Origin of the sequence: Cellvibrio sp. ARAG 10.3, assembly GCF_051846955.1 — a bacterium.
In the GTDB taxonomy this organism is placed as follows: Bacteria; Pseudomonadota; Gammaproteobacteria; order Pseudomonadales; family Cellvibrionaceae; genus Cellvibrio.
On the sequence record NZ_JBPYCU010000010.1, the window covers coordinates 18,399 to 42,814 of the forward strand.

Genomic DNA, 24,416 nt, shown 5'->3' on the forward strand with positions numbered 1-24,416 from the left:
GAATACTTCCGTGTAGGCTCAACGTCGGCATCCATGCCTCCGATGGTCTCGGACCCTGTTCCCGATATTCCTCTCTGCCAGCGAATAGGCAATGGGATATTTTTCTAAAAGTGTTGCGGAAAACCATGTACTAACACCAATTTTTACTATCAGCCCTTTAAATTCAATTGCCACACCCTATATATTCCATTGATAAAAACATCCACAATGAACGCCAGTTTTTCAGTAGAATAGCCGCGTACTTACCCTTTTCGACGGACGCATGTAATGACAGACGCACAAGTAGACGATCTCAACGTGGTATCTCAGGAATTGTTAATCTCGCCCGCTACACTCAAGCAGGAACTCCCTTTGAGCGATAAAGCCCGTGCCGTTGTGACCCAAGGCCGCGCTACTGTTCGCAATATTCTGGATCGCAAGGACCACCGTATTTTTGTGGTGATTGGCCCCTGCTCTATCCATGATGTTGAGGCGGCGAAAGATTATGCCCAACGTTTGCAAAAGCTCGCTGAGGAAGTCAGCGATACTATTTATATCGTCATGCGCGTCTATTTTGAGAAGCCTCGTACCACCGTGGGCTGGAAGGGTTTGATCAACGATCCGTATCTGAATGATTCGTTCAAGATTCAGGAAGGTTTGCATATCGGCCGCAAGTTGTTGCTGGATATTGCCGAGATTGGTTTGCCTACCGCTACCGAGGCGCTGGACCCGATTTCGCCGCAGTACTTGCAGGATTTGATCAGCTGGTCAGCTATCGGTGCGCGGACGACAGAGTCCCAGACGCACCGTGAGATGGCCAGTGGCCTGTCGTCGGCAGTGGGTTTCAAGAACGGTACCGATGGTGGCCTGACGGTGGCGATCAATGCATTGCAATCTGTGTCCAAGCCGCACCGTTTCCTGGGCATTAATACCGAAGGCCAGGTGTCGATCATTCACACCAAAGGTAATACCTACGGTCACGTGGTATTGCGCGGTGGGAATGGCAAGCCGAATTACGATTCGGTGAGCGTGGCGGTGTGTGAGCAGGAGCTGGCGAAGGCCAAACTGGTGCCGAATATTATGGTGGATTGCAGCCATGCCAACTCCAACAAGAACCACGAGTTACAGACCCTGGTGATGGAGAATGTGGCCAACCAGATTCTGGAAGGTAACCAGTCGATCATCGGTTTGATGGTGGAAAGTAATATCGGCGCGGGAAATCAAAGTATTCCGGCGGACTTGTGTGATCTGAAATACGGCGTATCGATTACCGATGCCTGTATCGATTGGGAAACCACCGAAAAAGCCGTGCGCAAGATGGGCGATACCATCAAGGATGCGTTAAAGAAACGTACCGGTGTGTGATGGGTAAAAGGTGATGAAAAAGCCCTCGCTTGTCGGGGGCTTTTTTTTGCCTCACAACATTGGGTTGTTTTGATGGGATTGGGTTTTGTTAATTTGATTACAACGGTTGCTTCGATTGGGTTGGGTGTCGGATTACGCTGCGCTAATCCGACCTACAGACAGGGGGCGTGCCAATATGTAGGTCGGATTAGCCAAAGGCGTAATCCGACATTCGCCGGCAAAATATAACGACAATTTATAAATTCACGTGGGCACCAAATTTCAATAACGTTCTGGTCAGCGCATCAAGCGCAAGCGCCACATCTTCCACCATCACCGATTCATCCGGATGATGGCTCACCCCGCCTTTACAACGAACAAAATACATCGCCACGTCAGTAATCTCGGCCATGGCCATGGCATCATGACCGGCGCCGCTCATCAGCCGCACCGGTTCGAGATTCATGTCTTCCAACACTTGAGCCTGCACACCCTGAATCCAGTCAGCGCATAGCACTGCCGGCGCGTTGTGAATTTCGGTCCAGTTACAACTGAGCTGCCGGCTTTTACAAATATCGGAAAATTCATGCTGAATTTTTGCGAGGGTTTCATCGCGCCGATCATCATCACCCGAGCGGATATCAATCGAAAAGCGCGCACGACCGGGAATCACATTTACTGCACCGGGCCAGACTTCCAATTGCCCGACCGTCGCTACCACACCGTTTTCGCGGGCAAGTCGTTCGATTAATTCCACACCCAATGCCGCACCTAATAACGCATCTTTGCGCATATGCATGGGTACCGTGCCTGCGTGGCCGGCATAGCCTTTTACATCAATATGAAAACGCCGCGCGCCGGCAATGGAGGTCACAATTCCCAGGGCATGGTCCGTGTCTTCCAGAACCGGCCCCTGTTCAATATGCACTTCAAGGTACGCGAGCAAATCCGCACTTTTTAACGCTGCCGTGCCGATGTGGTCCGGCTGTAAACCAAATTCCTTGAACGCATCTGCGAGTGAGATACCGTCGCGATCAGCGAGCGACCACCACGCCGGATTCCAGGTACCCGCCAGGGCGCGACTGCCCAACAAGGTACTGCCAAAACGTGTGCCCTCTTCATCACCGAAGCCGACAACTTCGATAGCAAACGGCAATTTGATATTGTCCGTGTGCAACTGTTCTACAGCCGCAATTGCTAACAACACACCAAGGATACCGTCGTAACGGCCGGCGTTGGGAATGGAATCCAGATGGGAGCCGAGCAACAAAATTTTTGCATCATCTGTTGCGCCGGCGTAATGCCCGAGCAAATTTCCCGCCGCATCCGTCCAGGTGGTCATGCCGGCCTGCTTCATCCACTCCGCTACTTGTTCATTGCAACGGCGATGCTCCGGCGTTAAATAAAAACGGCTGATGCCCTCCGGGCTCGCACTGATCGCGGCTAATTGATCGCACCAGTTCATAACCCGCGCAGCAAGGATATTGATATCAAGCATGAATTAACTCTTAATGCGTTACCGCATAATTCTGAAGCTGTTTAAGGAAGTGTGTTTTTTCAGCATCACTGATAAAACTGGCCGTAAAACTGTTATGGGCCAACTGCAATGCCTGGGCGCGCGTCATCGGAAACGCATCGGCCAGTGCAAAGAAATTATCATTCAGATAACCGCCAAAATAGGTGGGATCATCCGAGTTCACCATCACCCGCAACCCCGCATCCATCAAGGTAAATAGATTGTGATCCTGCATCTTGTCGTATACACATAAACGAACGTTAGACAGCGGACACACAGTCAACGGAATCTGCGTTTCGCGCAGATAGTTCATCAACGCCGGATCTTCATCCGAACGTACACCATGATCAATGCGATCCACCTTCAGCAAATTAATTGCCTCCCAAATATACGCCGGCGGCCCCTCCTCACCCGCATGAGCCACCACCCGAAACCCCTCTTCACGTGCACGGGAAAACACCTCAGTAAACTTACTCGGCGGATGCCCCATTTCAGAACTATCCAGCCCCACTGCAATAATCTTATCCTTCCACGGCAACGCCTGCTCCAGCGTCTGCATCGCGTTCTCCGCACTTAAATGCCGCAGAAAATCCATCACCAATTTAGAACTGATCCCCCACTCCTTCCGCGCATCCTCCATCGCCCGCAAAATCCCACTGATCACCGTATCGAAAGCAATACCACGCTCGGTGTGGGTTTGTGGATCAAACGACAGCTCGGTATGAACAACATTATCCTCTTTGCATTTGGCAAAATAATCCCGCGTCAGATCATAATAATCCTGTTCGTGCTTAAGTACCGAAGCACCTTGATATAACAGATCAAGAAAACTTTGCAGGTTAGTAAACTGATAGGCGGCTTCAATTTCTGCGACGGATTTGTAAGGTAGTTTGACGTGATTCCTTTCACCCAGCGCGAACATCATGGCTGGCGATAGCGCTCCATCAATATGCATATGCAGTTCTGCTTTTGGCATACCCGCCAAAAACTCTTTAGTGGCAATTTCTTCCAACCTGCCCACACCTTCAAAATCCGCACTTAAATTTTTCATTTCAATACTCCATTCTTGCCGACATGATTTCGGTACTTACCATGGTGACCATCAGCGACACGGATGTCGCTGTTGAGCCTACAGGGATGTATTTACGGCGTGTCACCATGGTAAGTACCGAATTCATGTTCACGCAAAAGTAAAAAAATTAGCACTTACAAAAACGGGTTTGTATATCTTAGGTAGTGTGTCAGGGAGTTCGGCATTTGTTATTGCGACACGCCGTGAATACTTCCCTGTAGGCTCATCAGCGGCATCCTTGCCGCTGATGGTCGCAATAACAAACACCGAACTCCCCCTAAGCTATTCCGCTGTAAGCGAGACAGAAAAAAGCAAAAGCGTTAAAGCCCTTCTTCAACATAAATAGCGAGCGCCCGATCCACACCCGCATTCGCCATCATCCCATGCCCCTGCCGCCGCAACACCGCCTCCAACGCCACCAACGTCTGCAACACCGCATCCTTCCGCGCGTTATAACCCATGGTCCCCACGCGCCAGATTTTTCCATGCAAAGGACCAAACGACGTACCAATCTCAATACCGAAATCATTTAACATTGAGCCGCGCACCGCCTCGCCCGCTACGCCATCCGGAATGTAAACACCCACCACGTTATGCATTTTGTGTGACTGATCACCGAAGAGTTTCATGTTCATAGCCGCCAAACCTTCGGTCATGGCGCGGCCGTGGATGCGGTGGCGTTCGATGGCGTTGTCGACGCCTTCTTCCAATAGAATGCGTGCGCATTCGCGGGCGCCGTACAGCATGGTGGTGGCTTCGGTGTGGTGGTTGAGGCGTTCTTCGCCCCAGTAGTCCATGATCATGCCCAGGTCAAAATAGTTGGAGGCGATGCGTAAGCCGCTGCCGTCTTTGTGGTGTTCGTTGCGAATGCCGGCTTCAACGTGGCGGCGTTTGCGAATGGTTTTTACGGCCTTGTCGCTTAAGGTTATGGGTGCGCTGCCGGAGGGGCCGCATAAACATTTTTGCAGACCAACGGAGACGGCGTCGAGTTTCCAGTCGTCGGTGAGGAATGGGTTACCGCCGATGGAAGCGGTGGCGTCTGAGTAAAATAACACGCCGTAACGCTCGCACATCTCGCCGAGGTGTTGCAGTGGTTGCAGCATGGTAGTGGAGGTGTCGCCTTGCACGACGGCCAATAGTTTGGGTTGTACATTTTTAATCGCGGCTTCAATTTCTTCCGGTGAAAAAACTTCGCCCCAGGTTTTTTCGATGCGATGTACTTCTGCGCCGCACCGTTCAGCAATTTCACAGAGCAGGTGACCGAAGCGACCGAAGATCGGCACCAGAACTTTGTCGCCCGGCTCAAGTAATGAAATCAATACGGCTTCAATACCTGCACGTGACGTACCGTCAATTAATAATGTCCACTGATTGTCTGTTTTAAAAACGCTGCGATACAACGCCATAGTGTCGTTCATGCATTGGGTCATGGCTGGGTCGTATTGGCCGACCAGTTGCGCGGACATGGCGCGCAGTACGCGCGGGTCGACAGTGATAGGGCCGGGACCCATCAAGAGTCGCGGTGGTGGAGAAAATGGCGTTAATAAACGAGCAGCAGGTTGAAAACGGTCGGACATGTCACACTCCAAAAAGCTGCATCAACATGCGACCGCCGCTGATGCAGAGAAAAATGGCGAATACTCTTTTTAACATCACCGCATCCAGTTTTGCGCCGAGCCAGGCGCCCACCGGTGCGAGTAAAACGGTCAGGGGAACAATCAGGGCAAAGCCCGGCAGGTTGACCATGCCGATCATGCCTTCCGGTGCATCCGCCGGTGTGTCGGCCAGAAGCATGGCGATAGCGCCGGGGATGGAGATCAATAATCCGAAGAAGGCTGCTGTGCCCACCGCACGATGGGATGGATAATTACAGGAAGTCAGTAGCGGAACGCCCAATGTGCCGCCGCCGACGCCCATCATTACCGAGAAGAAACCGACACTGCCCGCCATCACACCCTGCCCGGCCATGCCCGGCAGTTGTTGCGCGATGGGTGCGGCCTTGGCGCGAAACAGCATATTGGCCGCCACCAGCACCGCGACCACACCGAATACGCCGCTGACGATCTCGCCGTTGACACGCAAGGCGACCGTGCTGCCACAGATCACGCCAATCACCATAAACGGCCACCAGCGTTTTAGCAGCGCCCAGTCGACATTGCCACGTTTATGGTGTGCGCGCACCGATGAAATACTGGTCGGCACAATCACCAGCAAGGAGGTGCCGGTAGCGATCAGGATGGCGCTGGCGGGGCTGATGCCCAGCGTCTGCAATACAAAATAAAGCACCGGGACGATGACAATACCGCCGCCCACGCCGAGTAACCCGGCCAGGATACCCGCACAGGCACCGGTGGCGAGCATGGCAAGTATCAGGGGCAGCCACTCCCATAAAAATTCACTCATCCAGCCACTCCGACAGCCTCGCCCACTAACCCGGCGCCATTGCTGCGCGGATCACTGGCCGCGGCAACCCGGCCGTCGGCGGTGTGGACCACGGCACCGGCGTGACCCATTAATTCGCTGTGCGCAGGGACAGGTTTGATCATGTGTCCGCGCGCGCTCAGGGAATCCCCCAGAATATCCACCAAGTCCTGCTCCATCTTCAAATCGTGATTGTTGTCACCCCAGGTGCGCCCCAGTAGCCAGCGCCCGCGGCTGATGGCCTGCTCGAGAGACAGGCCGTCATACAGGTAGCGAGTCAGCAGTGCAGCCTGGGTTTGCGGCTGACCTTCGCCGCCCATGGTGCCGTAGCTGATACGGCGTCCGTCATTTAACAGCATCATCGCCGGGTTGAGGGTGTGGAAAGGTTTATAACCTGGCGCCAGCGCATTGGGGTGCTGCGGGTCCAGGCTGAAACTCACGCCGCGGTTGTTCCAGATCAAGCCCATCTCCGGAATAACCACGCCGGAGCCGAATTCCCAGTAAATACTCTGGATAAAGCTCACCATAACCCCGTTTTTATCCACGCAGCCCATCCACACGGTATCCCCCGGCGCAGCGGGTTGCGGCCAAGGTAAGGCTTGCAAACCCACCTGCCCCGCCAGTTGCTCAACGTGGCTGTCGGACAGCAGCTCAGGCCAGCGCTCGCTCAGGCGGCGCGGGTCAAGTACTTCGCGATCCCGTACCAGAAATGCCTGCTTGGTGGCTTCGATAAGTGCGTGGATGCGCACCGACTCATCCCAGCCCGGTTGAAACAACCGGTCGTAGATCGCCAGGATCAGCAATGACGCCAGCCCTTGGGTAGGCGCAGGCAAGTTAAAGCACTGACCGAGGCGGGTGGCTACTGACAGTGGCGCAACTTCCCGGGCGCGATAAGCTTGCAAATCGTCCAGCCGCAAGGGGCTACCGGCGGCCGTCAGCGCACGGGCGATGTCGTTAGCCAGTGCGCCGCGATAAAAATCGTCCAGACCGGCGTGAGCCAACTGCTCAATAAAGTCGCCCAGGTCCGGGTTGGTAAAGGTCTGGCCGGCTTCCAACAATTGGTTCCCTGGAGCGAATACCCGCTGAAACTCGTCCAAACGGGCCATCTCCATCATCACCTTGTGACTCGCAGCGGCCAGGCTGTCCGTCACGCGGATTCCGTGCTTCGCCAGGCTGATGGCTGGCGCCAGCAATTCAGGCAAAGGGATATTCGCCTGGGTTTCTGCGGCAATATCCCGCGCTCGCTGCCATCCGCCCAAAGTGCCGCAGACGGTCAGGGCGGCCAGCGGGCCGCGCCCCGGAATCGTCGTTTGCCGTTGATACTGGTACCACTCGATACTCGCCAGCCCCGCCGCCGGGCCGCAAGCATCAATGGCGCGCGGCGCTTCGCCGGGTTTATGGATCAGCCAGAAGCCATCACCGGCCAGGCTGTTCATGTGAGGATAAAGGACACTGATTGCCGCCGCAGCGGCAACCATGGCATCAATCGCACTGCCGCCGTCGCGCAGCACTGCCAGCCCTATTTCAGACGCTTGATAATGCGGTGCGGAAAATCCGATAGCTGTCATAGCATCACCTGTGCAATGCGCAACGAGGCCGCCCGATCCAGATGGGCGGCCAGCTCCAGTAAGGCTCGGTCAAAACCGGCCTGGCCCAATAGGGAAACGCCCGCTGGCGCCCCCGCCACACTGAGTACCGGTAGGTGGATCTGCGGCAAACCGGCCAGGCCAGCAGGCGCGGTGAGGCCCATCAACTGGCTGCGGTAGTTATCCATCCAGGTGGCATCGGCGCCCAGAAGCGGCGCGGGGCCCGGCGTGGTCGGCAACAACAATAAATCGACCCCTTCAAACCAATCCTGGATCTCAACCTGCAGCGCGAGGCGTTCGATCTGCGCTTCGCGTTCCTGGGCCGGGGTTAATTGGCTGCACCAGTCAAAGCGCGCACGGATGTCCGGCGCAAAATGCGGCTGGCGTTCGCTGATCCATTGACCGTGGGTCTGCCAGATGGCACGGCCCTGCAAGGTGCGAAAGCATTGGCTGGCCCGCGCCAGCCAGTCGGCGGACAAGCTCAGGCGTTTGAACACGCTAAGGCCCATCTGGTGGGTCAGCCAGGCTTCGTGATCCTCAGTCCACAGCGAAAAACCCTGAATCTCCGGCTCGATCACGCCCACCCGCAAGGGGCCTGTGGGCCACTGCGGCAGATCTTGCGGCAGCAATACCTTGCCTACGGCTTCCAGCAGCGTGCCATCGGCAGTCATCCAACCGACGGTATCGAACAGTGGTGCCAGGGGCACCATATGTTCCCGGCTCAATAAACCGTGAGTGGTGCGGATACCGAATAACCCGTTGTAACTAGCGGGCACACGGATCGAACCACCGGTATCCGTACCCAGCCCGATATCAATCTCCCCGGCGGCCACGGCCACGGCCGAGCCGCTGCTGGAACCGCCCGGCAGGCGATCAGGGCATTGGGGATTGAGGGGCGCGCCGTAATGGATATTCAGGCCGTTAAGGCTATAGGCCAACTCGTCCGTCTGGGTCTTGCCAACCAGCTCCGCACCGGCTTGCAAAAGATCAAACACAATGGGTGAAGTCTGTTGCGGCAGCGGATGGCTGGCGAGCCAATCCGGATTGCCTGCGCCGGTGGGTAGACCGGCAATATGAAATAGATCCTTGACGCCGAGCCGCAGCCCCGCAAGGCTGCCGGTCGCCAGGGTCGGCGCGGGAAAGTGACCGCGCCACGCATAGACGCGCTGATCAAACGACATCAAAACGTTTCCTGCCAGGGGGCCCTGCCCGATGCAGAGCCCACATTTTTACATCAGATCAACGCCAGTGGCGCCGACAAACAAACCGTTATTGCAGGTCCGCTGGAGTAGGAACCTTGTCTTTGTAGACATCCCAGTTGCCAAGGATCTTGTCCAGCACCGCCGTTCCTACAATATAGGCGGATTCGAGCGAGGCATCGAGCCCGGCGTAACCTTCGTTTTCCGCCAGCAAACTTTCAGCGGCGGTCACGCCCGGCGGCGGCATGGTGTAGTTGCTGCCGGTACGCAATACCATCACGCGGTTTTTATCCACCTTGCCGATGTTGTGCAAAAAACTGAGCGATAAAAACGTCCCCGTATCTTCCATTGCCGAGGTGACAAATTCGCCCTTACCTTCGCTCCAGTAATCCACCCACTTGTTGGCCCAGTCATTCATGATGGCGCCGTGCCAAAACGTCATCGCGGCCAACTGATCGCCCTTCAATACAAACGGCGGCTTTTGTGCGTTGGGATGTTCCGTGTAAAGCGCACGCGTATCCGCCAGGCCTGGCAAATCAGGCAAGCTGATGTCTTTGGTTAACTGGTACGCCCACTCGGTTAATTCCGGATTCAAACGCAGCATCTCACCCGTGGGTTCCGGTTTATTCGGGTCATAAGGTTTTTTCGTATGACGAGCAAAATAACCGGTTTCCCAATCTGCCGGAATTTCGCGCGCATCAATTTCGTGGGCAAGATCGCCATCCACCAGATATTCTGCCCAGGCCGCTGAACCGATGGACGCATCTTCCGGATCTATCCCGGCAATACCTGCCACCAGCCAATAGGCTTTGGATAAATCAAACCGCGGGTCCATCCCCAGCGCCATGGTGGCCGAGGTTGAATAGGCTGTACCGATACCTGTGACAATCGCTAACACACCGGTTTCCTCATTCATATAAATGTCATGAAAGGAATTGGGAAACGGAAATTTTTTGGTCAGCTTTTGCCGCTCTTTCCACAACTGGAATTCACCGGCTTTATCGCCTTCGTCTTCGCCGATTTCAAACATGGTCACTACCACAAACTTCACCGGGATGGGCGCTGGCTCTTTCGCCGATTGCGGTGCACAACCGGCCAGCAACAGGAACAACGACAGTATTACGGCAACAGAGAAACGCGGAGAGTTCATCATTCGTGATCCTTTTTCTTTTGCGAGGTCATTTCGGGGTGATTAATCAAGCCGTCGGACACACGGGGTTTACCCTGTAATGCCGCAACGCGTGGCAATGAGGCGAGGACGATGTCGAGGCTGAGCGGATTAATGCGCGGATACAATTCTTCCATCAGGGAAAAATCCCACTCACCCATACCTTCCGCCGGGTTGGAGATCACAATGATATTGGCGTAATTAATCCCGAGCATACGCGAATAGGTTATCTCAGTGCCAACACTCATGGTCACCATATCGCCGCCCCATTTTTGCATCATGTTAATTTCTGCAACGGTTTCAAAACGACCACCACGGGTTTGCACGATCACACCGCCATCGTGAACTTTTATGCCTTGGTATTGTTTGTCTTTTTTGGCTGACTTGACCGAGGCCACCGCCTTTTTGGTTTCATCCAGCAGGATGTTGCGGATATCAGTATCCATGGCCGGTACATAACGCGGCAGCGGAATGGCATTCGGGTCGCGATAGACTTCCGTAGGAATCCGCAAGGGACGGTCCACATTCATCTCAATAAAATCATCGGGAATAATGTAGTCGTATACACCCATTTTTTTATTGATCGCACCGGCCGTCGCACCGCCGATGGCTTCTTCTATGCCGAGGTCGTAAAGCGCTACCCAGGTTTCCAGCCATTTACCTTCGCCGTGAACATGCACGTAATAAAAGGGAATGCCCTGCCATTCGGCATAATAAATTTTGGGTGAGGTGCCGACTTTGGTTTCAATGGTGAATTCCTGTTTAATCAAGCCTTCACGGTGAAAAATAATATCGTTCAAAAAAGTACCGCCAAGCACCGCGATACGCGCTTTGGGTATATCCGCAGGAACAGCGGCATTGGCGGCGAACGGGAAGAACAGGGTGAGTGCCATAAGGGCCACAAAAGCTTTACATCGTGTTACCAGCATGGTTGGAGCCTTTTGATGAATAAATTTAAGGTGCGTTATTGCACGCTCGCCAATAATCAGGATTGGTTGCGAGTGATCCAGTTATGCTGGCGGCGCAAATCTTCGGCATATTTAAGCCAACTGCTCGCCTGCTTTTCCGTGTAGGCAAACGCGCGCGCTTTCTTGAAAGCGTCCATGCCCTGATCAAAACGGGTCTGCTCGGTCATGGCAATACCGAGGATTAACCAGGCTTTACCCGGCTCCTCCAATTTCATATCCAGCGCTTTGCGCAACGCCGCTTCAGCTTTTTTCCATTCCGCTTTTTCGATATAAATATTCGCAATGCGCAAATAGGGATCGCCTTCTTTCGTCAGCTGTGCCAACTCTTCGAAGGCAGTAATAGCCGGCGCATCTTCACGGGCAGCCAACCAAGCGTTCGCCAACAAATCAACATAGGTTTCGTCGTGTGGTAATGCTTCTTTTTGCAGCGCAGAATTCAGCAAGCGCGCACCATGCTCGGGAATACCCTGCGTCACCGCCAGTTGCACCATCGAGCGAATGGAATTTTCCTTTTGCAACACTCCCGCCTTCCAGGCCAGCTGCAAGGTCGCCAGCCCTTTAATTTCGTTGTCCATCAGCACATACACACTGGCTAATTGCTCCCAGTAATCTGCTTTTGTGGGCCACTTGCTTAAGGCACCTTTGAGCGCTTCGGCCGCTTGCGGATAATCTTTCAATTCAAAGTTGCAGGCGATCAACAATTGATACCAACTCTCGCGCGGTTCTTTGCCAGAGTCGATCGCCTGTTTCGCGTAGGGAATTGCTTGTTTGTATTTGCCGGTCTGCGCAAAAATATTCGCCATAAAAATCGCCTGATCCGGCGTAGGTGCTTCAAGTGTCTTAAACCACTCTTCCGCAAACACCAATGCCTCGTCATATTTTTCCTGCGCGGCATACAACTGGGCCACCATGTAACCGACGTTGTATTTGACGTTTTCTGGCAGACGGTTTAAGGCAAGGCTGCGTTTGAGATGGTCAATCGCCTGTTGATAATTGTTGCGGCCCATTTCGGTGTAGCCGAGCATTTGCAATACCAGCGCTTCGTCGAGGGAGTCTTTTTCGACTTCGCTGTGAAGTGTCTTGAGCGCTGTGAAGGCTTGATCGGTCTGGTTGGCGGAGATCATCTCCTGGATGCTGGTGAGTTCTTTGTAGGTTTTACTACTGACGGAGTTGGGGGCTGACCAGCTGTAGGCCGTTAATAGCAAGCCACCAATGAACAGGCTGAATTTTGCTGTGCGTTGGAGGCTGTTGGTGATTGATGTGAGTTTTTGATACATCTTTTATTCCCGAATAAATAAGTAAATGATGTGCTTACTTATAACTACAGAGTGTTTGTCCGGTGTGGGCAGGTATTGGGGAGCGGGGTGCGAGACACGCCGTGAATACATCCCTGTAGGCTCATCACCGGCATCCTTGCCGGTGATGGTCTCGCACCCCGCTCCCCAATCCCTGCTGTGCCATCTGATTTAAATTTTTCTGCTGAACAGTTAAAACTGCATTAAATTTTCCGACCATTTCCGCATATCCAATTAAGCACACAAACACATTCCAATATGGATCTATTTCTTTAAACAAGAGCGCTACAGATGTGAATTACTAATACGCTTTTCACTTCAAAGTCACGCGAAATACTTGCAGGAGGAATCCGGTGTTTTGTTCTGAGACCATCACCGGCAAGGATGCCGGTGATGGTCTCAGAACAAAACACCGGATTCCAAACACACCGCCCACTATTGCCCCAATTTAAACTCAATCGTCTGCCGCGCCCTCTGCGCCTCCGGCTTCCCGTTCACAATCTTCGGCCGAAACTTCCATCGCTGCATCGCCTGAATCGCCGCCTGATCAAACAAACGCGGCGGGTCAGACTCAATCACCGACACCTCAGCCACCGAACCATCCGGACGAATCGTCACCGCCATGGTCACCGAACCCTCAAGCTTCGCCTGCTTCGCCCGCTGCGGATACGCCGGCGGCACACGCACCACCGGAATCACATCCGTATCGAAACCCGCCATACCATCACCAGCCTGGAGCGTTCCCAAAAACGGACCCGAACCTTTGTTTACCGGTACACCGATCTTTGGCATATCCATGCTCAAATTGGTGTTCATGTTCATCATCTGGTTACTCAGGTCCGGGGCATCCGGCGGTGTCTCTGGTGGCGGTGGTGGATCGGGTAGACGACGGTCTTTGGTGTTGATGTCATCTTTTGAAGTATCCACCCGCACAAAATTTAAATAGGTGTGATTTTTATCCGGCTCTTCAAACAAACCGTCAGTCGCAATCAACACCTGCATCGCCACGAATATCACCAGGCTGAACAGTACCGCCGCGACCAGACTGGAGGAATATTTCGCTAGCATCAGTCATTCTCCGCCGCCACAGACACCGAGGTTGCGCCCGCCATGCGCGCCTGATCCATGACATCAATCAAGGTGCTGGTATTGGAATCCTGGTCGGCGACGATGATGACCGCTGCGCCGGGATTTTCTGCCAGGGATTTTTCCACGTTCGCACGAATCGCGCGTTTGTCGATCTGGCGTTTGTCCATAAAGATCTGGTTTGCGGCGCTGATGCCGATCTGGATGCTGTTGGATTCGGTTACCACAGCGGTTTCCGCTTCGGGCCGCGTCACGTCGACGCCTGATTCTTTTACAAAGGTGGAGGTGACGATAAAGAAGATCAGCATGATAAACACCACGTCCAGCATGGGTGTTAAATCGATTTGGCTTTCTTCTTCGTCATTGAGTAAAAAACGGTTGTCACTCATACATGTCTCACTTGTCGTTAAGGCGAAGGTTCGATATCGCTATCAGTGATACGTGGGCATCTCGGCAGCAGCGGTGCGCAGTTCGCGTTTGTAACGGCGATCCAGTTCGGTGGCAAAGGGAATCGCAAGCAGCGATATCACCATGCCTGCCATGGTTGGAATCGTCGCCGCGCTCACGCCATTGGCCATCGCGCGCGGGTTGCCCGAACCGAGGTAAGCCATCACTTCAAACACCTGGATCATCCCGGTTACGGTACCGAGCAGCCCGAGCATGGGCAGCAACGCAATCAATGCCGGAATCAATTTCAAATGCCGCAGCATCTGGCAATCCAGTTCCGATAACAGTTGACGACGATGCTGCTCGGCAAACCATGATGACTTATCGGCACGTGCCTGCCAGATGTCGATGTTGCGTTTACGCAGTGGTTGATACTCACGATAAAAAAACCAGTAGCGCTCGAAGATCACACACCACAACCAGAAGGACACAAAAAAGATCACCCACAATACATTGCCGCCGGTATTGAGAAAGTCGGTTAAGGAAGAAAATAGTTCCATGACGGCGACCTCCCCGATCAAGCCTTGGCTTTGGCGATATCAACGGCTTTATCAGCGATCATGCCGGATGCTTGTTCACCGATAACTTTGCTGAGTTGTTGCGCCCGGCTGCTAAGCATATTGCTCGACAGCAACAACGGAATCGCCACACACAAACCTTGCACAGTGGTAATCAACGCTTGCGAAATGCCGCCGGCCATTAATTTCGGATCGCCGGTACCAAATAATGTAATGGCCTGGAAAGTGCCGATCATGCCGGTCACGGTACCTAACAATCCCATCAAGGGCGCGATAGCGGCCATCACTTTAATCGTGGACAAACCTTTACGCAGTTCTGCCAGATCTTTAAAGATCACTTCGTCCAGTTTTTTGCCCAGCACATCGAGATCATTCAGGTGTTTGTTCTCAAAGTAAGCCTGCATCATGCGACCGAGAGGATTGTTGCTGGATGGGTGATCCATATCTTTTAACTGCGCATTCATGCGCTTTGAGATGCGTGACAACTTGATCATGCGTTCAATCACAATCAATATGCCGATAATGCCGAGCAGGATAATGGCATAGCCCACTTCCTGACCCTGTTGCACGCGTTCCATAAAGCTGGGTGATTGCACTAATAGCCCCAGCAAGGCACCCCGGGAAGGATCAAGTGCAAAACCGACATCGCCGCTGCTCGCTGAACTCAATGACGCAGCGGTTGAACGGACACTGCCACTTGGTTGGCGCGCCAGCTCAACCAATTGCTGACTGTCCGCCACATAGTTGAGGTATTTATCGTCAGTAACAATATTGAAGGTGCCTACGCGAGTCACCGGCGCGGTATAGGCTTCACCACTGGGTTTTACCACGCTGGCTTCAAAGCGCGTGACATTGGCTGATTCGGAAATCTCCTGCAGCATCAGCGTCCACAATTGCTGCATCTGTGGAATCGTTGGGACTTCTTTGGTATCGGCCAAAGCTTCGATCAGAGCCTTGCGTTCGGGGTATTCCACTGAGATCAATGAATCGAACAGCAACTGTTGCGTGTCGCCCGCCATTTGGCGAAACACACCGAAGAGTTCGCCCAGGTTGCCGGTGCGACGATCCAGTTGGGTAGTCAATTCACCCAGCTGAAGTTCGTTTGCATCGAACACCACTTTCATGTCATCGCGCAATTTTTCCTGCCGGGCCAGGTCGGCCTGTACTTCGGCCAGCAAGGCTTTTTGGTCGCTGGCAGCCGCGCGAAAACGCTGTTCACGTTCACTGTTATGTGCGGCTTCGGCACTAACTTCTTTACTGACTTGTTGATAGAGATTTTTCAGCGTATCGCTGGTTTGCGCAAAACTGATAACAGAAAAACCCAGCGCACAGATACTTAAACAACTACTGAAGGCAAATTTGACAATCGATTTCATAAACGGAATTCCTTACTGGGCAGGCGCGTTAACAGGAAGCGTCAGCAACTCCGGCGGAGTTTGCTTGCGCGCGATACGCAGACCGTCGCGCACGCTGGTGCGATAACCTGAGTCGAGTAATTCCCAGGCCCCACGGCTGTTATTCCAGCGGCCACTTTCGTTCCCATCCAGGGTTTGGTAAAACAGGCCAACGCGACCGATGCGCAAAAAATCTACCGTGCGCGCTTCGTTTTCAATCACCAGTTCACCGCGATAGGCTTCAATGGTGCGACCGTATTCCACTTCTACCAGATAGGCTTCCATGATGCGGCGATATTTTTCACCGGCGGTGACATCGGCGCGATCAATCAAGGTGCGCAGATTAGCCACACGATCCTGGCGCTCTTCTTTCAGAAAAGGCACATCCGCCGCTAACAATTGTTCAAGGGTTTCGGTCATCTTCAACATCAATGGCAGCGCACCGGTTTCGATGTTGTCAATTTCCGCCGTTTGTTTTTGAATGCTGGAAATCTCGGCTTTTTGCGAGGCAATCAGTTTTTCCATTTGTTGGTTATAGATCGTCAAGCTTTCCAAACGCTGTGACGCAATGCGGTAATTCTGTAAATCATCAGCCGTTTGATCAGCCAGGCTATCAATGCGTTTTTGACTCGTCACTGCACTTTTATCAATCGTTTCCTGTTGTTGCAGGCTATCTTCGACCGCCACCGCCGGCAGGGAAAACAGGGTAACTGCCATGAGCGCAGCCCCCAGGGGTTTACGAAAAACCATAATCGACCTCTGTTTAGTAGGGGGCCACAAACCTGAGGCCCCTTGACACGCAAACGGTTAGAACTTGAATGACGCGTTAGCGACGAAGTGACGCGGCAATTCAGGCAGTACGATGGTGCTGCCGAACAGGTCCGGGAAATTCGCGCGGAAGTATTTTTCGTCCGTCAGGTTTTTACCTTGCAAACTGATACTCCAGGTATCGGTGTTATAACTGATGCCGGCATTAAGCAAGGTGTATGAAGGTAGCTCCACTGCTTTGGAGAAACCGGAGTAGGTTGAATCGGCATGTACCGTGCTGGCGGTGATGCGATAGCCGTTACCGAAATCATATGCACCGGTCAGGCTGTACATATTTTCCGGGATACCGGATTTCAGCGCATCCGTTTCATTACCTACCAAGGTCAGACCTTGCATCACGTAGCCGTAAAACAGTGACGGATCAGTCACACCGGTCAGATCACCCGCACCCTGGAAACCAAACTGGGTGCCGCCATCCAATGCGGTGAGGTTGGTAATTTCCAGGTGAGTCATCGCTGCGGTGAGGGTGAAGTTACTAGTCACCAGGAAGCGAGTTTCAAATTCGTAACCCTCACTTTCGGTAGTGTTGTTACTCACCTGATCCTGCGCGCTGAAGTTGGTGCGGGTTTGGTTGAACCAGGCCGCGGAGAAATACAAACGGTCATCCAGGAAGCTGCCTTTGATACCCACTTCTTCCAATTCAGAATCGGCAATCGCATTACCGTCGGCAATCAGTCCGGGAGAAATCTCTGATCCCTGCCCCATCACAATGGTGGCCTGTTCAGACACAGTGACATAAGGCGTTAAACCAAACGGTAAGGTGTAGGACAAACTCGCTGTCCATGACACACCATCATCGGTTTCACTGGCTGTCACGCTGTCTGGTGTACCGCGAATTTTTTCACCGACTGATGTCGAGGTCATGTCGAGATAATCGTAACGTGCACCTACTAATAAACCCAGATTTTCAGCGATGGTGTAGTCCGCCAAAAATGCCAGACCGTAATCGGTATAATCACCCACCAGGTAATTGGAATAATCAGAATCAGTGACGGTTGCCAATAATTTGCGATCCAGCGCAGTGGAAGGGCCACTCAAATCGCGGCGGTCAAAGTATTCATAATCGAAATCGTCACCTTGTTGGAAATCGGTGTAACGAATACTGGGCGATATTTGATAACTGGCCTTTAACCAATCAGCGTGTTCTGCTTCAAAGGCGAAGATCAATTGATCTTCAAACGCGTAGCTGTCGACAAATTGCGAAAAGCCGTAGGCGTTTTCGTTGATGTTTTCCAGTTTTTCGTAGAAGGCTTTGTTGGTGATGGTAAAACTGTCGCTGACACTGTGAATCACATCGAAATACAAGGTGGTTACGGTGGTGACTAATTGATCTTCCGGTGAAACCAGGGTCTGGTTGCCTTTCAGTTTGGTGGTCCCTACGTTTTCCAACGCCCAGGCCGGGTCCATGTCGGCATTGGTGGCTGCACCGGCAGGTACAAAAAAGTTACTCGATCCTTCGGCAAAGGTTGCTTTCCAGGCATCGTATTCGTCTGGTGAATTGTAACCATCACCATCCAGATCCACTGCTTGTGCGGTACCGGTAATATAAGTGCCGTTATCAATCAGATCCTGGGTTAAACGGTTCCAGCCAGCCACCTGGTTGCCATCGTATTCGTGGTACATACCACCGAATTCAATGCGGGTGTTGTCAGAGAAATCCATATTAAAGGAAGCTTGCAGGATATTCTGGTCGGTACCGGAGTTGTCGTAGTAACTGCCAGAGTTTTCAGTTTCTGCATAGATGTAATAGCCGAGACTTTTTTCACCGATCGCACCGGGACCGCCCACTTCTGCTGACAATACATTTTTATCCCAGCTGCCGCGTGTAATGGAAATCTCACCGGCAGCTTTTTCCAGATATTGCCCGGTTTCAGCGCGCGCAGACTTGGGTTCGAAGTTCAGGTAACCACCGATCTTGGATGGGCCATAAATCGGCGAGGCGGGACCACGCACAATGTCGATACGATCTGTTGCACCAATCGGCGTGGGGTAGTTGCCGGGGTTGTTCACGCGACGCACACCACGGAAATACACCTCACCCGGTGTACCGCGCACATCAAGAGAACCGGCAACGCCGAAGAACGACTGGGTAAACGCACCGGGGGAAATTAATACCAGGTCATCAATATCGGTGATGTTGTAACTTTCCATCATGTCGGCACTGACCGAGGTCACACCGCGCGGTGTTTCGAGAATGGTTTTTCCAAAACCGAAAACCGACTTCACAGGCTCAGTTGGCATAACACCCATGGTGTCTTCCACCTGCCCTTCGGCAGTGTAGGTTTCCAGCTCGACAACTTCTTCCTGAGCCAGCGTAGCAGGTGCAGCGAGCACGCAACTGAGACTGATCAGCAGCGCGAGTTCTTTACGCTTGAAACAATTGTGTGTGGTCATAACGAGTGCACTCCAGAGGTCTAATAATATTTACTGTGACGCTGTTCAGGGTTTAGCAAGCCCCATGCCATTTCCTGTCTAACTGGTTACGTTTTTAAGATGGCAGATTTATTTCCTTTTAAATCAATCATCTGCAAGGCTTAAAATACAGTTCAATCGTTTATTAATCTAAAACTTCCGGATTTTTCAGCTCTCTCGTGGGTGAGCTGCCGGCCCTTGTTGAAGCATGATGCTGTGCCGTGCACCAAATCGTGGCTCGATTTTTTACACGGCGAACGGATTACTTAAATGTGCACACCTGATAGCGTTTGCAGGTAAAGCTGTAGGTCACCGGCGCAACATTTTTCAGGCCAGCAACACCACGCGCTTTAACGGTTTTTTCAAACTGGCTGATACGTTTGTTATAGGTATCGAGCAACCTGGCTTTTACCTCGTCTTCAACAAAACTGTATTGCAGGGAGTTACGACTGAGCAGCATCAACTCATCCCAGGACAGGTTAAATTCTTTCACTGCGACAAAAAATTCATCGGTAATATTGGAATCCCACATGCCGCGATCATCGGTTGATAACGCCACCGGAATGCCGAGACGCAAGTACTCCGGGAACGGGTGCTGGGAATATTTACTGACGTATTCCAGTAGGAGATTGGAGATGAGATTGATTTCGACCAGATAAGGACCGTGGCGCATTTGCCGCAGCAAATCGTTGTCGGTAATCAGGTTAACCCCGTGGCCGATTCGATCAGCCCCGAGCATTAAAGTGTCGCGGATATGGAAGTTAGGTTCATCCACCTCACCGGCATGCACGGACAAACGCACGTTGTTATATTTTTGGCGCAACTCGCGCAGGGTTTTGGTGAACCGCAGCGGATGGCCTTTATCATTGTCTTCCCGCCCGACCATATTGACTGCCAGATATAAATCGCGATTGCGCGATACAAAATCGTAGGCATTCACCAATTGTTGTTCAGCGTTGGGGGCAAAGCGCAGGATAGATTCCTGCAATCTGACTGTAACGCCAGTGGCTTTTGCGTCTGCCTGCGCAAGACGCTTGCGGTAAATATCGGCAACGTCATCAGCGGGAATCGGTGTGCCGTCCGGTTTGATAAAACCACCGGCCCCCATCATGGATTCGAGATAAATAAGTCCCTCATCACCAAAGGCTTTCATATTCAGGTACAGGATCTCGGCCATCATGTAAGGGCTGGCCATCAACTGGTCGAGGCGTTGCCAATGGGTCTGGAAAAATTCATCGCGCCCTTCGTGATCATGGGTCAAACGAATACTGTCCAACCACCCGGCTTTTTCGTCCGCACTCAGTTCTTCCAGGCGTTTGTATTCCTGCTTCTCACAATCCGGTAACTGGTCATAGGTGGATTCCAGCAGGTTGTTGAACAACAACAAATAAGGACGGCGACCAAATTCATTACCACCATAAGGGCGACAGTTGTTGATCTTGACTTTAGTGTAGAAACGATAGCCATGGGCTTTTTGGCTTAACGCCAGCTCATACCACCATTCGGAAAGGGCTGAACCACTCATGTGATTGTGCAAGTCGCCGCCCTTGGGCATTGCATATAAAAAGGTATAAAGCTCCTGATCAGACGCGCTTGATTTAAATTCTTCAAACCATGCATTATTTTTTGCCAAAGCAGCAGAGCTGGCCATGATCCATAAACAACCAACGAGCCAATGCACTGCCAGACTGTTTCTTAAAGACAGAGAAGATGACATAGGAAAATCCACACAAGAGAAGAGTTTTGGTTACAACAAAAAGAATGGAGAAATGCGAGGTGGGTTAATGCAATAGTGATACCAGATAGGTGATGCAGCGCCATTACTGCTATGGCGCGGGCAATTAGTTGTCCGAACGGTCGAGATTTGTCTAAAACTGGTGCATGGTTTGGCGAATTGCCCAGTAATATAGCGGGGACGTGCCTTTGGTTAAGGGAAATCCTGACCGTGACGCTGGCATAGAATTTGATTAGGTTGTGTAAGCGTTTTAGAGAGAGTGGTGTCGGATTACGCTGCGCTAATCCGACCTACGGGTAATATATAAACCACTCGGTTAACATGTAGGTCGGATTAGCGCAGCGTAATCCGACAAAGCACTCCAAAAGAATCACAAAAGCTACCAGTCAAACTGGTTCCTGATAAAACCCAACACAACGGAAATCTCATGAACGAAAAAACGCCCTACCCCCGCGATCTCATCGGCTACGGCGAACACCCACCTCACGCCAACTGGCCCGGCAGCGCGCGCATTGCGGTGCAATTTGTCATTAACTACGAGGAAGGTGGCGAGAATTGCGTGCTCCACGGTGACCCTGCCTCCGAGACATTCCTCTCGGAAATTATCGGCGCGCGCGCTTATGAAGCCCGTCATATGAGCATGGAGTCCATCTACGAATACGGCAGCCGCGCCGGCTTCTGGCGTTTGCATCGCCTGTTCAAAAAGTACCAGATGCCGGTTACCGTGTACGGCGTTGCCATGGCCCTTGAACGCAACCCCGACGCGGTTGCCGCCATGCTCGACGCAGATTGGGAAATCGCCAGCCATGCCTGGCGCTGGATAGACCATCAATTTATGCCGATAGACGTTGAACGTGAACAGATTCAAAAAGCGATAGACATTCACACCCGCGTGACCGGTTCCCGGCCGCTGGGTTGGTACACCGGTCGCGATAGCCCCAACACCCGTTCATTGATTATTGAACAGGGCGGATTTTTATATGATTCAGATTCCTATGCCGATGACCTGCCCTATTGGAACCACGACCATGGCCAGCCGCATTTAATTATTCCCTACACACTTGATGCAAACGATATGCGCTTTGCTTCGCTCCAGGGATTTAACTGCGGTGATCAGTTTTATACCTATTTAAAAGACAGCTTCGATGCGCTCTATGCCGAAGGTCACAGCACACCCAAGATGATGAGTGTCGGTTTGCATTGCCGCATTATCGGCCGACCCGGACGCGTCCAGGCACTGGAACGCTTCCTGCAATATATTTTGAAATTTCAGGACACCTGGGTTTGTCGGCGTGTTGATGTTGCGCGGCACTGGCATGAACAACACCCGCCGAAGCGCATTACCGAGTGAAGTAAATAATGAAAAAAAGATTGGTATAAAAGAGTAAACAGCCCGGCGACAGCCGGGCCGTATCCAGCGAATCAAGCAAACGCCAAATTAATCAAACTCTACATTAAGCAACCTGTCGCGCATGCTTCCCTTCGGCCAATTCCTCCAGCACTTTTTTATTGAACGCGTCCAGGTCTTTTGGTGTGCGGCTAGTGACCAGACCTTTATCCACAACAACCTCTTTATCTACCCATTTTGCGCCAGCATTACATAAATCATCTTTTACTGACGGATACGACGTCATGGTTCGACCGTCCACCACACCGGCACTGATCAACACCCAAGGCGCGTGACAGATAGCTGCCACTGGCTTGTGCTGTTCGAAAAAATCCCGCGTGAAGCGCAGCGCATCCTGATTGGTCCGCAAGCTGTCCGGATTATACAGACCGCCAGGGATAACCAGCATGTCGTAGTCTTCCGCTTTAACATCAGCCACTACTTTATCCACTGGGCAAGTACCGCTCCAGTCCTTATTGGACCAGCCGCGAATCTCACCTTTTTCCAACGACACCACATCCACCTTCACACCCGCTTCGGTCAATGCCGCTTGAGGTGACTTTAATTCCGATTCCTCAAAACCGTTAGTCGCAAGGATCGCCACGCGCTTACCTTCAACTTGCCTTTTCATAAAAACCTCCTATGAAAGTTATGTTGCGTATGTAAAGCGTGGGACAGAAGGTTGTGCTCATCGTTCACTGAAATAAGTGGATTGAAATGTCACAGTGTTTTAGCGAACCAATCCGTGGTGGACTGCAATACCAACTCCGGAATAGTCTGATCTTCCGCCAGAGTATTTTCATCGCTGTCTGCAAGAACATTAAACAGATGATCTGCGTTGTCAATCAACATTAACGAAGCACGTTCCGGACCGATGGTATTAACCAGGCGCGTTGAGGAGATCGGCGGAACCAGCGTGTCCTCCGTGCCTGCTACGGCCATAAGTTTTCCCTGATAATTTTTCATATCGGTAAAACTGGTATTACTGCTAACTTCGTTGAACCATTGCAAACCAAAATGCAAGGGCTCAGCACGCCATGGAAATGTCACCACCGCAAAACCATTTTCTTTGGCTTCGGCATAATATTTATCGAAGAAGGACTCAAATACCGTAACACCATCACCCACCACGCTGGACCAGGTCACCATGGCCTTGATGCGTTTATCTTCCGCAGCGACCAGCTGCGCAATCAAACCACCCTGACTGAAACCGATCAGCCCCATACGATCAAGATCGAATATTTCCTGGCGCACTAAATAATTCAGCGCGGTTTTGGTATCGTGTTTGGCAGTGGTTAGATTATACAGTTTGTAATCGGCCAGACTGTCACCGGTACCCGCAAAGTCGATACGCAATGATGCATAGCCGCGCCTGGCCAGCGACACCGCAAGGCGTTGGTATAAATTACCGACTTCATTTTTCTGTGAGGCGGTACCGTGCAACATGACAACAACCGGCATCTTTTGGCCGGCTTTGAGTTTTGGTTTGACGAGAATACCCGGCACATAGTACATACCGGCATTCAGTTGTACTTCCTGTTCGGTGTAGGCGTAGTTAGGCGTTTTCTCAACCGATGCGCAACTGACCAGCGCCAGTGCAACAATTCCCATTAACAGAGCAACTGCTTTTCTGATTTTCTTCATGGTTTGACTACTCGTAGCTGGATTGTTGATAGTGAAGATACCCGGGTGCCGATTCCTGATACAGGGAGTCCTTACGAGAATTGTTCGGGATGGGTAGATCGAGGAGTTGATTGCAAGAAGTATTCCTGAGATGGATGTGGCACTGAGCCTGATGGACTGATGTCCTTCTGAAACCCTCACGTCAAGGATGACGTGAGGGAGCTACAGGGATGTATTTATGCGTTTTCAGAAGGACATCAGTTTATCAGGCGGCCTTGTTGGTGCCACGATGGAGGAGATCCAGACCGAAGAGGGGTGCGAGACACGCCGTGAATACCTCCTTGTAGGCTCATCAGCGGCATCCATGCCGCTGATGGTCTCGCACCCCTCTTCGGCCTGGCTCTTTGTGCCATTTTTAAACTGTGTGAATTAAATATT

At 52.2% G+C, this 24,416-nt stretch carries 21 protein-coding genes; 3 read left to right on the plus strand and 18 right to left on the minus strand.

What is annotated here, in order from left to right; genetic code table 11:
• Positions 1–267: 267 nt before the first annotated feature.
• Positions 268–1,344 (plus strand): 3-deoxy-7-phosphoheptulonate synthase, encoded by a 1,077-nt coding sequence (locus tag ACSV5M_RS13345; RefSeq protein ID WP_439176733.1) that lies wholly within the window; start codon positions 268–270, stop codon positions 1,342–1,344.
• A gap of 235 nt (positions 1,345–1,579) precedes the next feature.
• On the opposite strand, the gene ACSV5M_RS13350 is transcribed toward ACSV5M_RS13345, so the two are convergent.
• The 16 genes from ACSV5M_RS13350 to ACSV5M_RS13425 all read right to left on the minus strand — a co-directional run bounded on the left by ACSV5M_RS13350 (position 1,580) and on the right by ACSV5M_RS13425 (position 20,950).
• Positions 1,580–2,821: an allantoate amidohydrolase gene (locus ACSV5M_RS13350; RefSeq protein ID WP_439176734.1), complete on the minus strand. Its 1,242-nt coding sequence runs from the start codon at positions 2,819–2,821 to the stop codon at positions 1,580–1,582.
• Between the two features lie 10 nt (positions 2,822–2,831).
• Positions 2,832–3,890, minus strand: a complete 1,059-nt coding sequence (locus tag ACSV5M_RS13355) for an adenosine deaminase (protein ID WP_439176735.1) — start codon at positions 3,888–3,890, stop codon at positions 2,832–2,834.
• A gap of 341 nt (positions 3,891–4,231) precedes the next feature.
• Positions 4,232–5,488, minus strand: a complete 1,257-nt coding sequence (locus tag ACSV5M_RS13360; RefSeq protein ID WP_439176736.1) for a pyridoxal-phosphate-dependent aminotransferase family protein — start codon at positions 5,486–5,488, stop codon at positions 4,232–4,234.
• A gap of 1 nt (position 5,489) precedes the next feature.
• Entirely contained in the window at positions 5,490–6,314 is an 825-nt protein-coding gene (locus ACSV5M_RS13365) for a sulfite exporter TauE/SafE family protein (protein ID WP_439176737.1), read from the minus strand.
• A complete protein-coding gene (locus tag ACSV5M_RS13370) occupies positions 6,311–7,900 on the minus strand; it encodes a gamma-glutamyltransferase family protein (RefSeq protein ID WP_439176738.1) in 1,590 nt (529 codons plus the stop codon). The genes ACSV5M_RS13365 and ACSV5M_RS13370 overlap by 4 nt, the downstream gene beginning before the upstream one ends.
• Positions 7,897–9,099 (minus strand): amidase, encoded by a 1,203-nt coding sequence (locus tag ACSV5M_RS13375; RefSeq protein ID WP_439176739.1) that lies wholly within the window; start codon positions 9,097–9,099, stop codon positions 7,897–7,899. Before ACSV5M_RS13375 ends, ACSV5M_RS13370 begins: the two co-directional genes overlap by 4 nt.
• Positions 9,100–9,187: 88 nt before the next feature.
• The gene (locus ACSV5M_RS13380; RefSeq protein WP_439176874.1) at positions 9,188–10,267 is read right to left on the minus strand and encodes a purine nucleoside permease; all 1,080 of its coding nucleotides are present in this window, start codon (positions 10,265–10,267) and stop codon (positions 9,188–9,190) included.
• Positions 10,267–11,214 (minus strand): phosphorylase family protein, encoded by a 948-nt coding sequence (locus ACSV5M_RS13385; RefSeq protein WP_439176740.1) that lies wholly within the window; start codon positions 11,212–11,214, stop codon positions 10,267–10,269. The genes ACSV5M_RS13380 and ACSV5M_RS13385 overlap by 1 nt, the downstream gene beginning before the upstream one ends.
• Positions 11,215–11,270: 56 nt before the next feature.
• Positions 11,271–12,530, minus strand: a complete 1,260-nt coding sequence (locus ACSV5M_RS13390) for a tetratricopeptide repeat protein (RefSeq protein ID WP_439176741.1) — start codon at positions 12,528–12,530, stop codon at positions 11,271–11,273.
• Positions 12,531–12,983: 453 nt separating this feature from the next.
• Positions 12,984–13,616 (minus strand): energy transducer TonB, encoded by a 633-nt coding sequence (locus ACSV5M_RS13395; protein ID WP_439176742.1) that lies wholly within the window; start codon positions 13,614–13,616, stop codon positions 12,984–12,986.
• On the minus strand, positions 13,616–14,023 hold the full coding sequence (locus tag ACSV5M_RS13400; protein WP_087465229.1) for an ExbD/TolR family protein: 408 nt from the start codon (positions 14,021–14,023) through the stop codon (positions 13,616–13,618). The genes ACSV5M_RS13395 and ACSV5M_RS13400 overlap by 1 nt, the downstream gene beginning before the upstream one ends.
• Positions 14,024–14,065: 42 nt before the next feature.
• Entirely contained in the window at positions 14,066–14,581 is a 516-nt protein-coding gene (locus tag ACSV5M_RS13405) for a MotA/TolQ/ExbB proton channel family protein (protein ID WP_439176743.1), read from the minus strand.
• A gap of 17 nt (positions 14,582–14,598) precedes the next feature.
• Positions 14,599–15,975, minus strand: a complete 1,377-nt coding sequence (locus ACSV5M_RS13410) for a MotA/TolQ/ExbB proton channel family protein (RefSeq protein WP_439176744.1) — start codon at positions 15,973–15,975, stop codon at positions 14,599–14,601.
• Positions 15,976–15,987: 12 nt separating this feature from the next.
• Positions 15,988–16,743: a DUF3450 domain-containing protein gene (locus ACSV5M_RS13415; protein WP_439176745.1), complete on the minus strand. Its 756-nt coding sequence runs from the start codon at positions 16,741–16,743 to the stop codon at positions 15,988–15,990.
• A 57-nt stretch (positions 16,744–16,800) separates the two neighbouring features.
• Positions 16,801–19,215: a TonB-dependent siderophore receptor gene (locus ACSV5M_RS13420; protein ID WP_439176746.1), complete on the minus strand. Its 2,415-nt coding sequence runs from the start codon at positions 19,213–19,215 to the stop codon at positions 16,801–16,803.
• A 280-nt stretch (positions 19,216–19,495) separates the two neighbouring features.
• Complete coding sequence (locus tag ACSV5M_RS13425) at positions 19,496–20,950, minus strand: adenosine deaminase family protein (protein ID WP_439176747.1); 1,455 nt, start codon at positions 20,948–20,950, stop codon at positions 19,496–19,498.
• Between the two features lie 445 nt (positions 20,951–21,395).
• Here ACSV5M_RS13425 and puuE point away from each other — a divergent pair, with 445 nt between their 5' ends.
• Complete coding sequence (gene puuE, locus ACSV5M_RS13430; protein WP_439176748.1) at positions 21,396–22,319, plus strand: allantoinase PuuE; 924 nt, start codon at positions 21,396–21,398, stop codon at positions 22,317–22,319.
• A 103-nt stretch (positions 22,320–22,422) separates the two neighbouring features.
• Here the strand turns inward: puuE and ACSV5M_RS13435 are convergent, their stop codons facing one another.
• Positions 22,423–22,986: a type 1 glutamine amidotransferase domain-containing protein gene (locus ACSV5M_RS13435; RefSeq protein ID WP_439176749.1), complete on the minus strand. Its 564-nt coding sequence runs from the start codon at positions 22,984–22,986 to the stop codon at positions 22,423–22,425.
• An 89-nt stretch (positions 22,987–23,075) separates the two neighbouring features.
• Positions 23,076–23,999, minus strand: a complete 924-nt coding sequence (locus ACSV5M_RS13440) for an alpha/beta hydrolase family protein (protein ID WP_439176750.1) — start codon at positions 23,997–23,999, stop codon at positions 23,076–23,078.
• 217 nt (positions 24,000–24,216) lie between these two features.
• Between ACSV5M_RS13440 and ACSV5M_RS13445 the strand changes: the two genes are divergently transcribed.
• On the plus strand, positions 24,217–24,411 hold the full coding sequence (locus ACSV5M_RS13445; protein ID WP_439176751.1) for a hypothetical protein: 195 nt from the start codon (positions 24,217–24,219) through the stop codon (positions 24,409–24,411).
• Positions 24,412–24,416 lie beyond the last annotated feature (5 nt).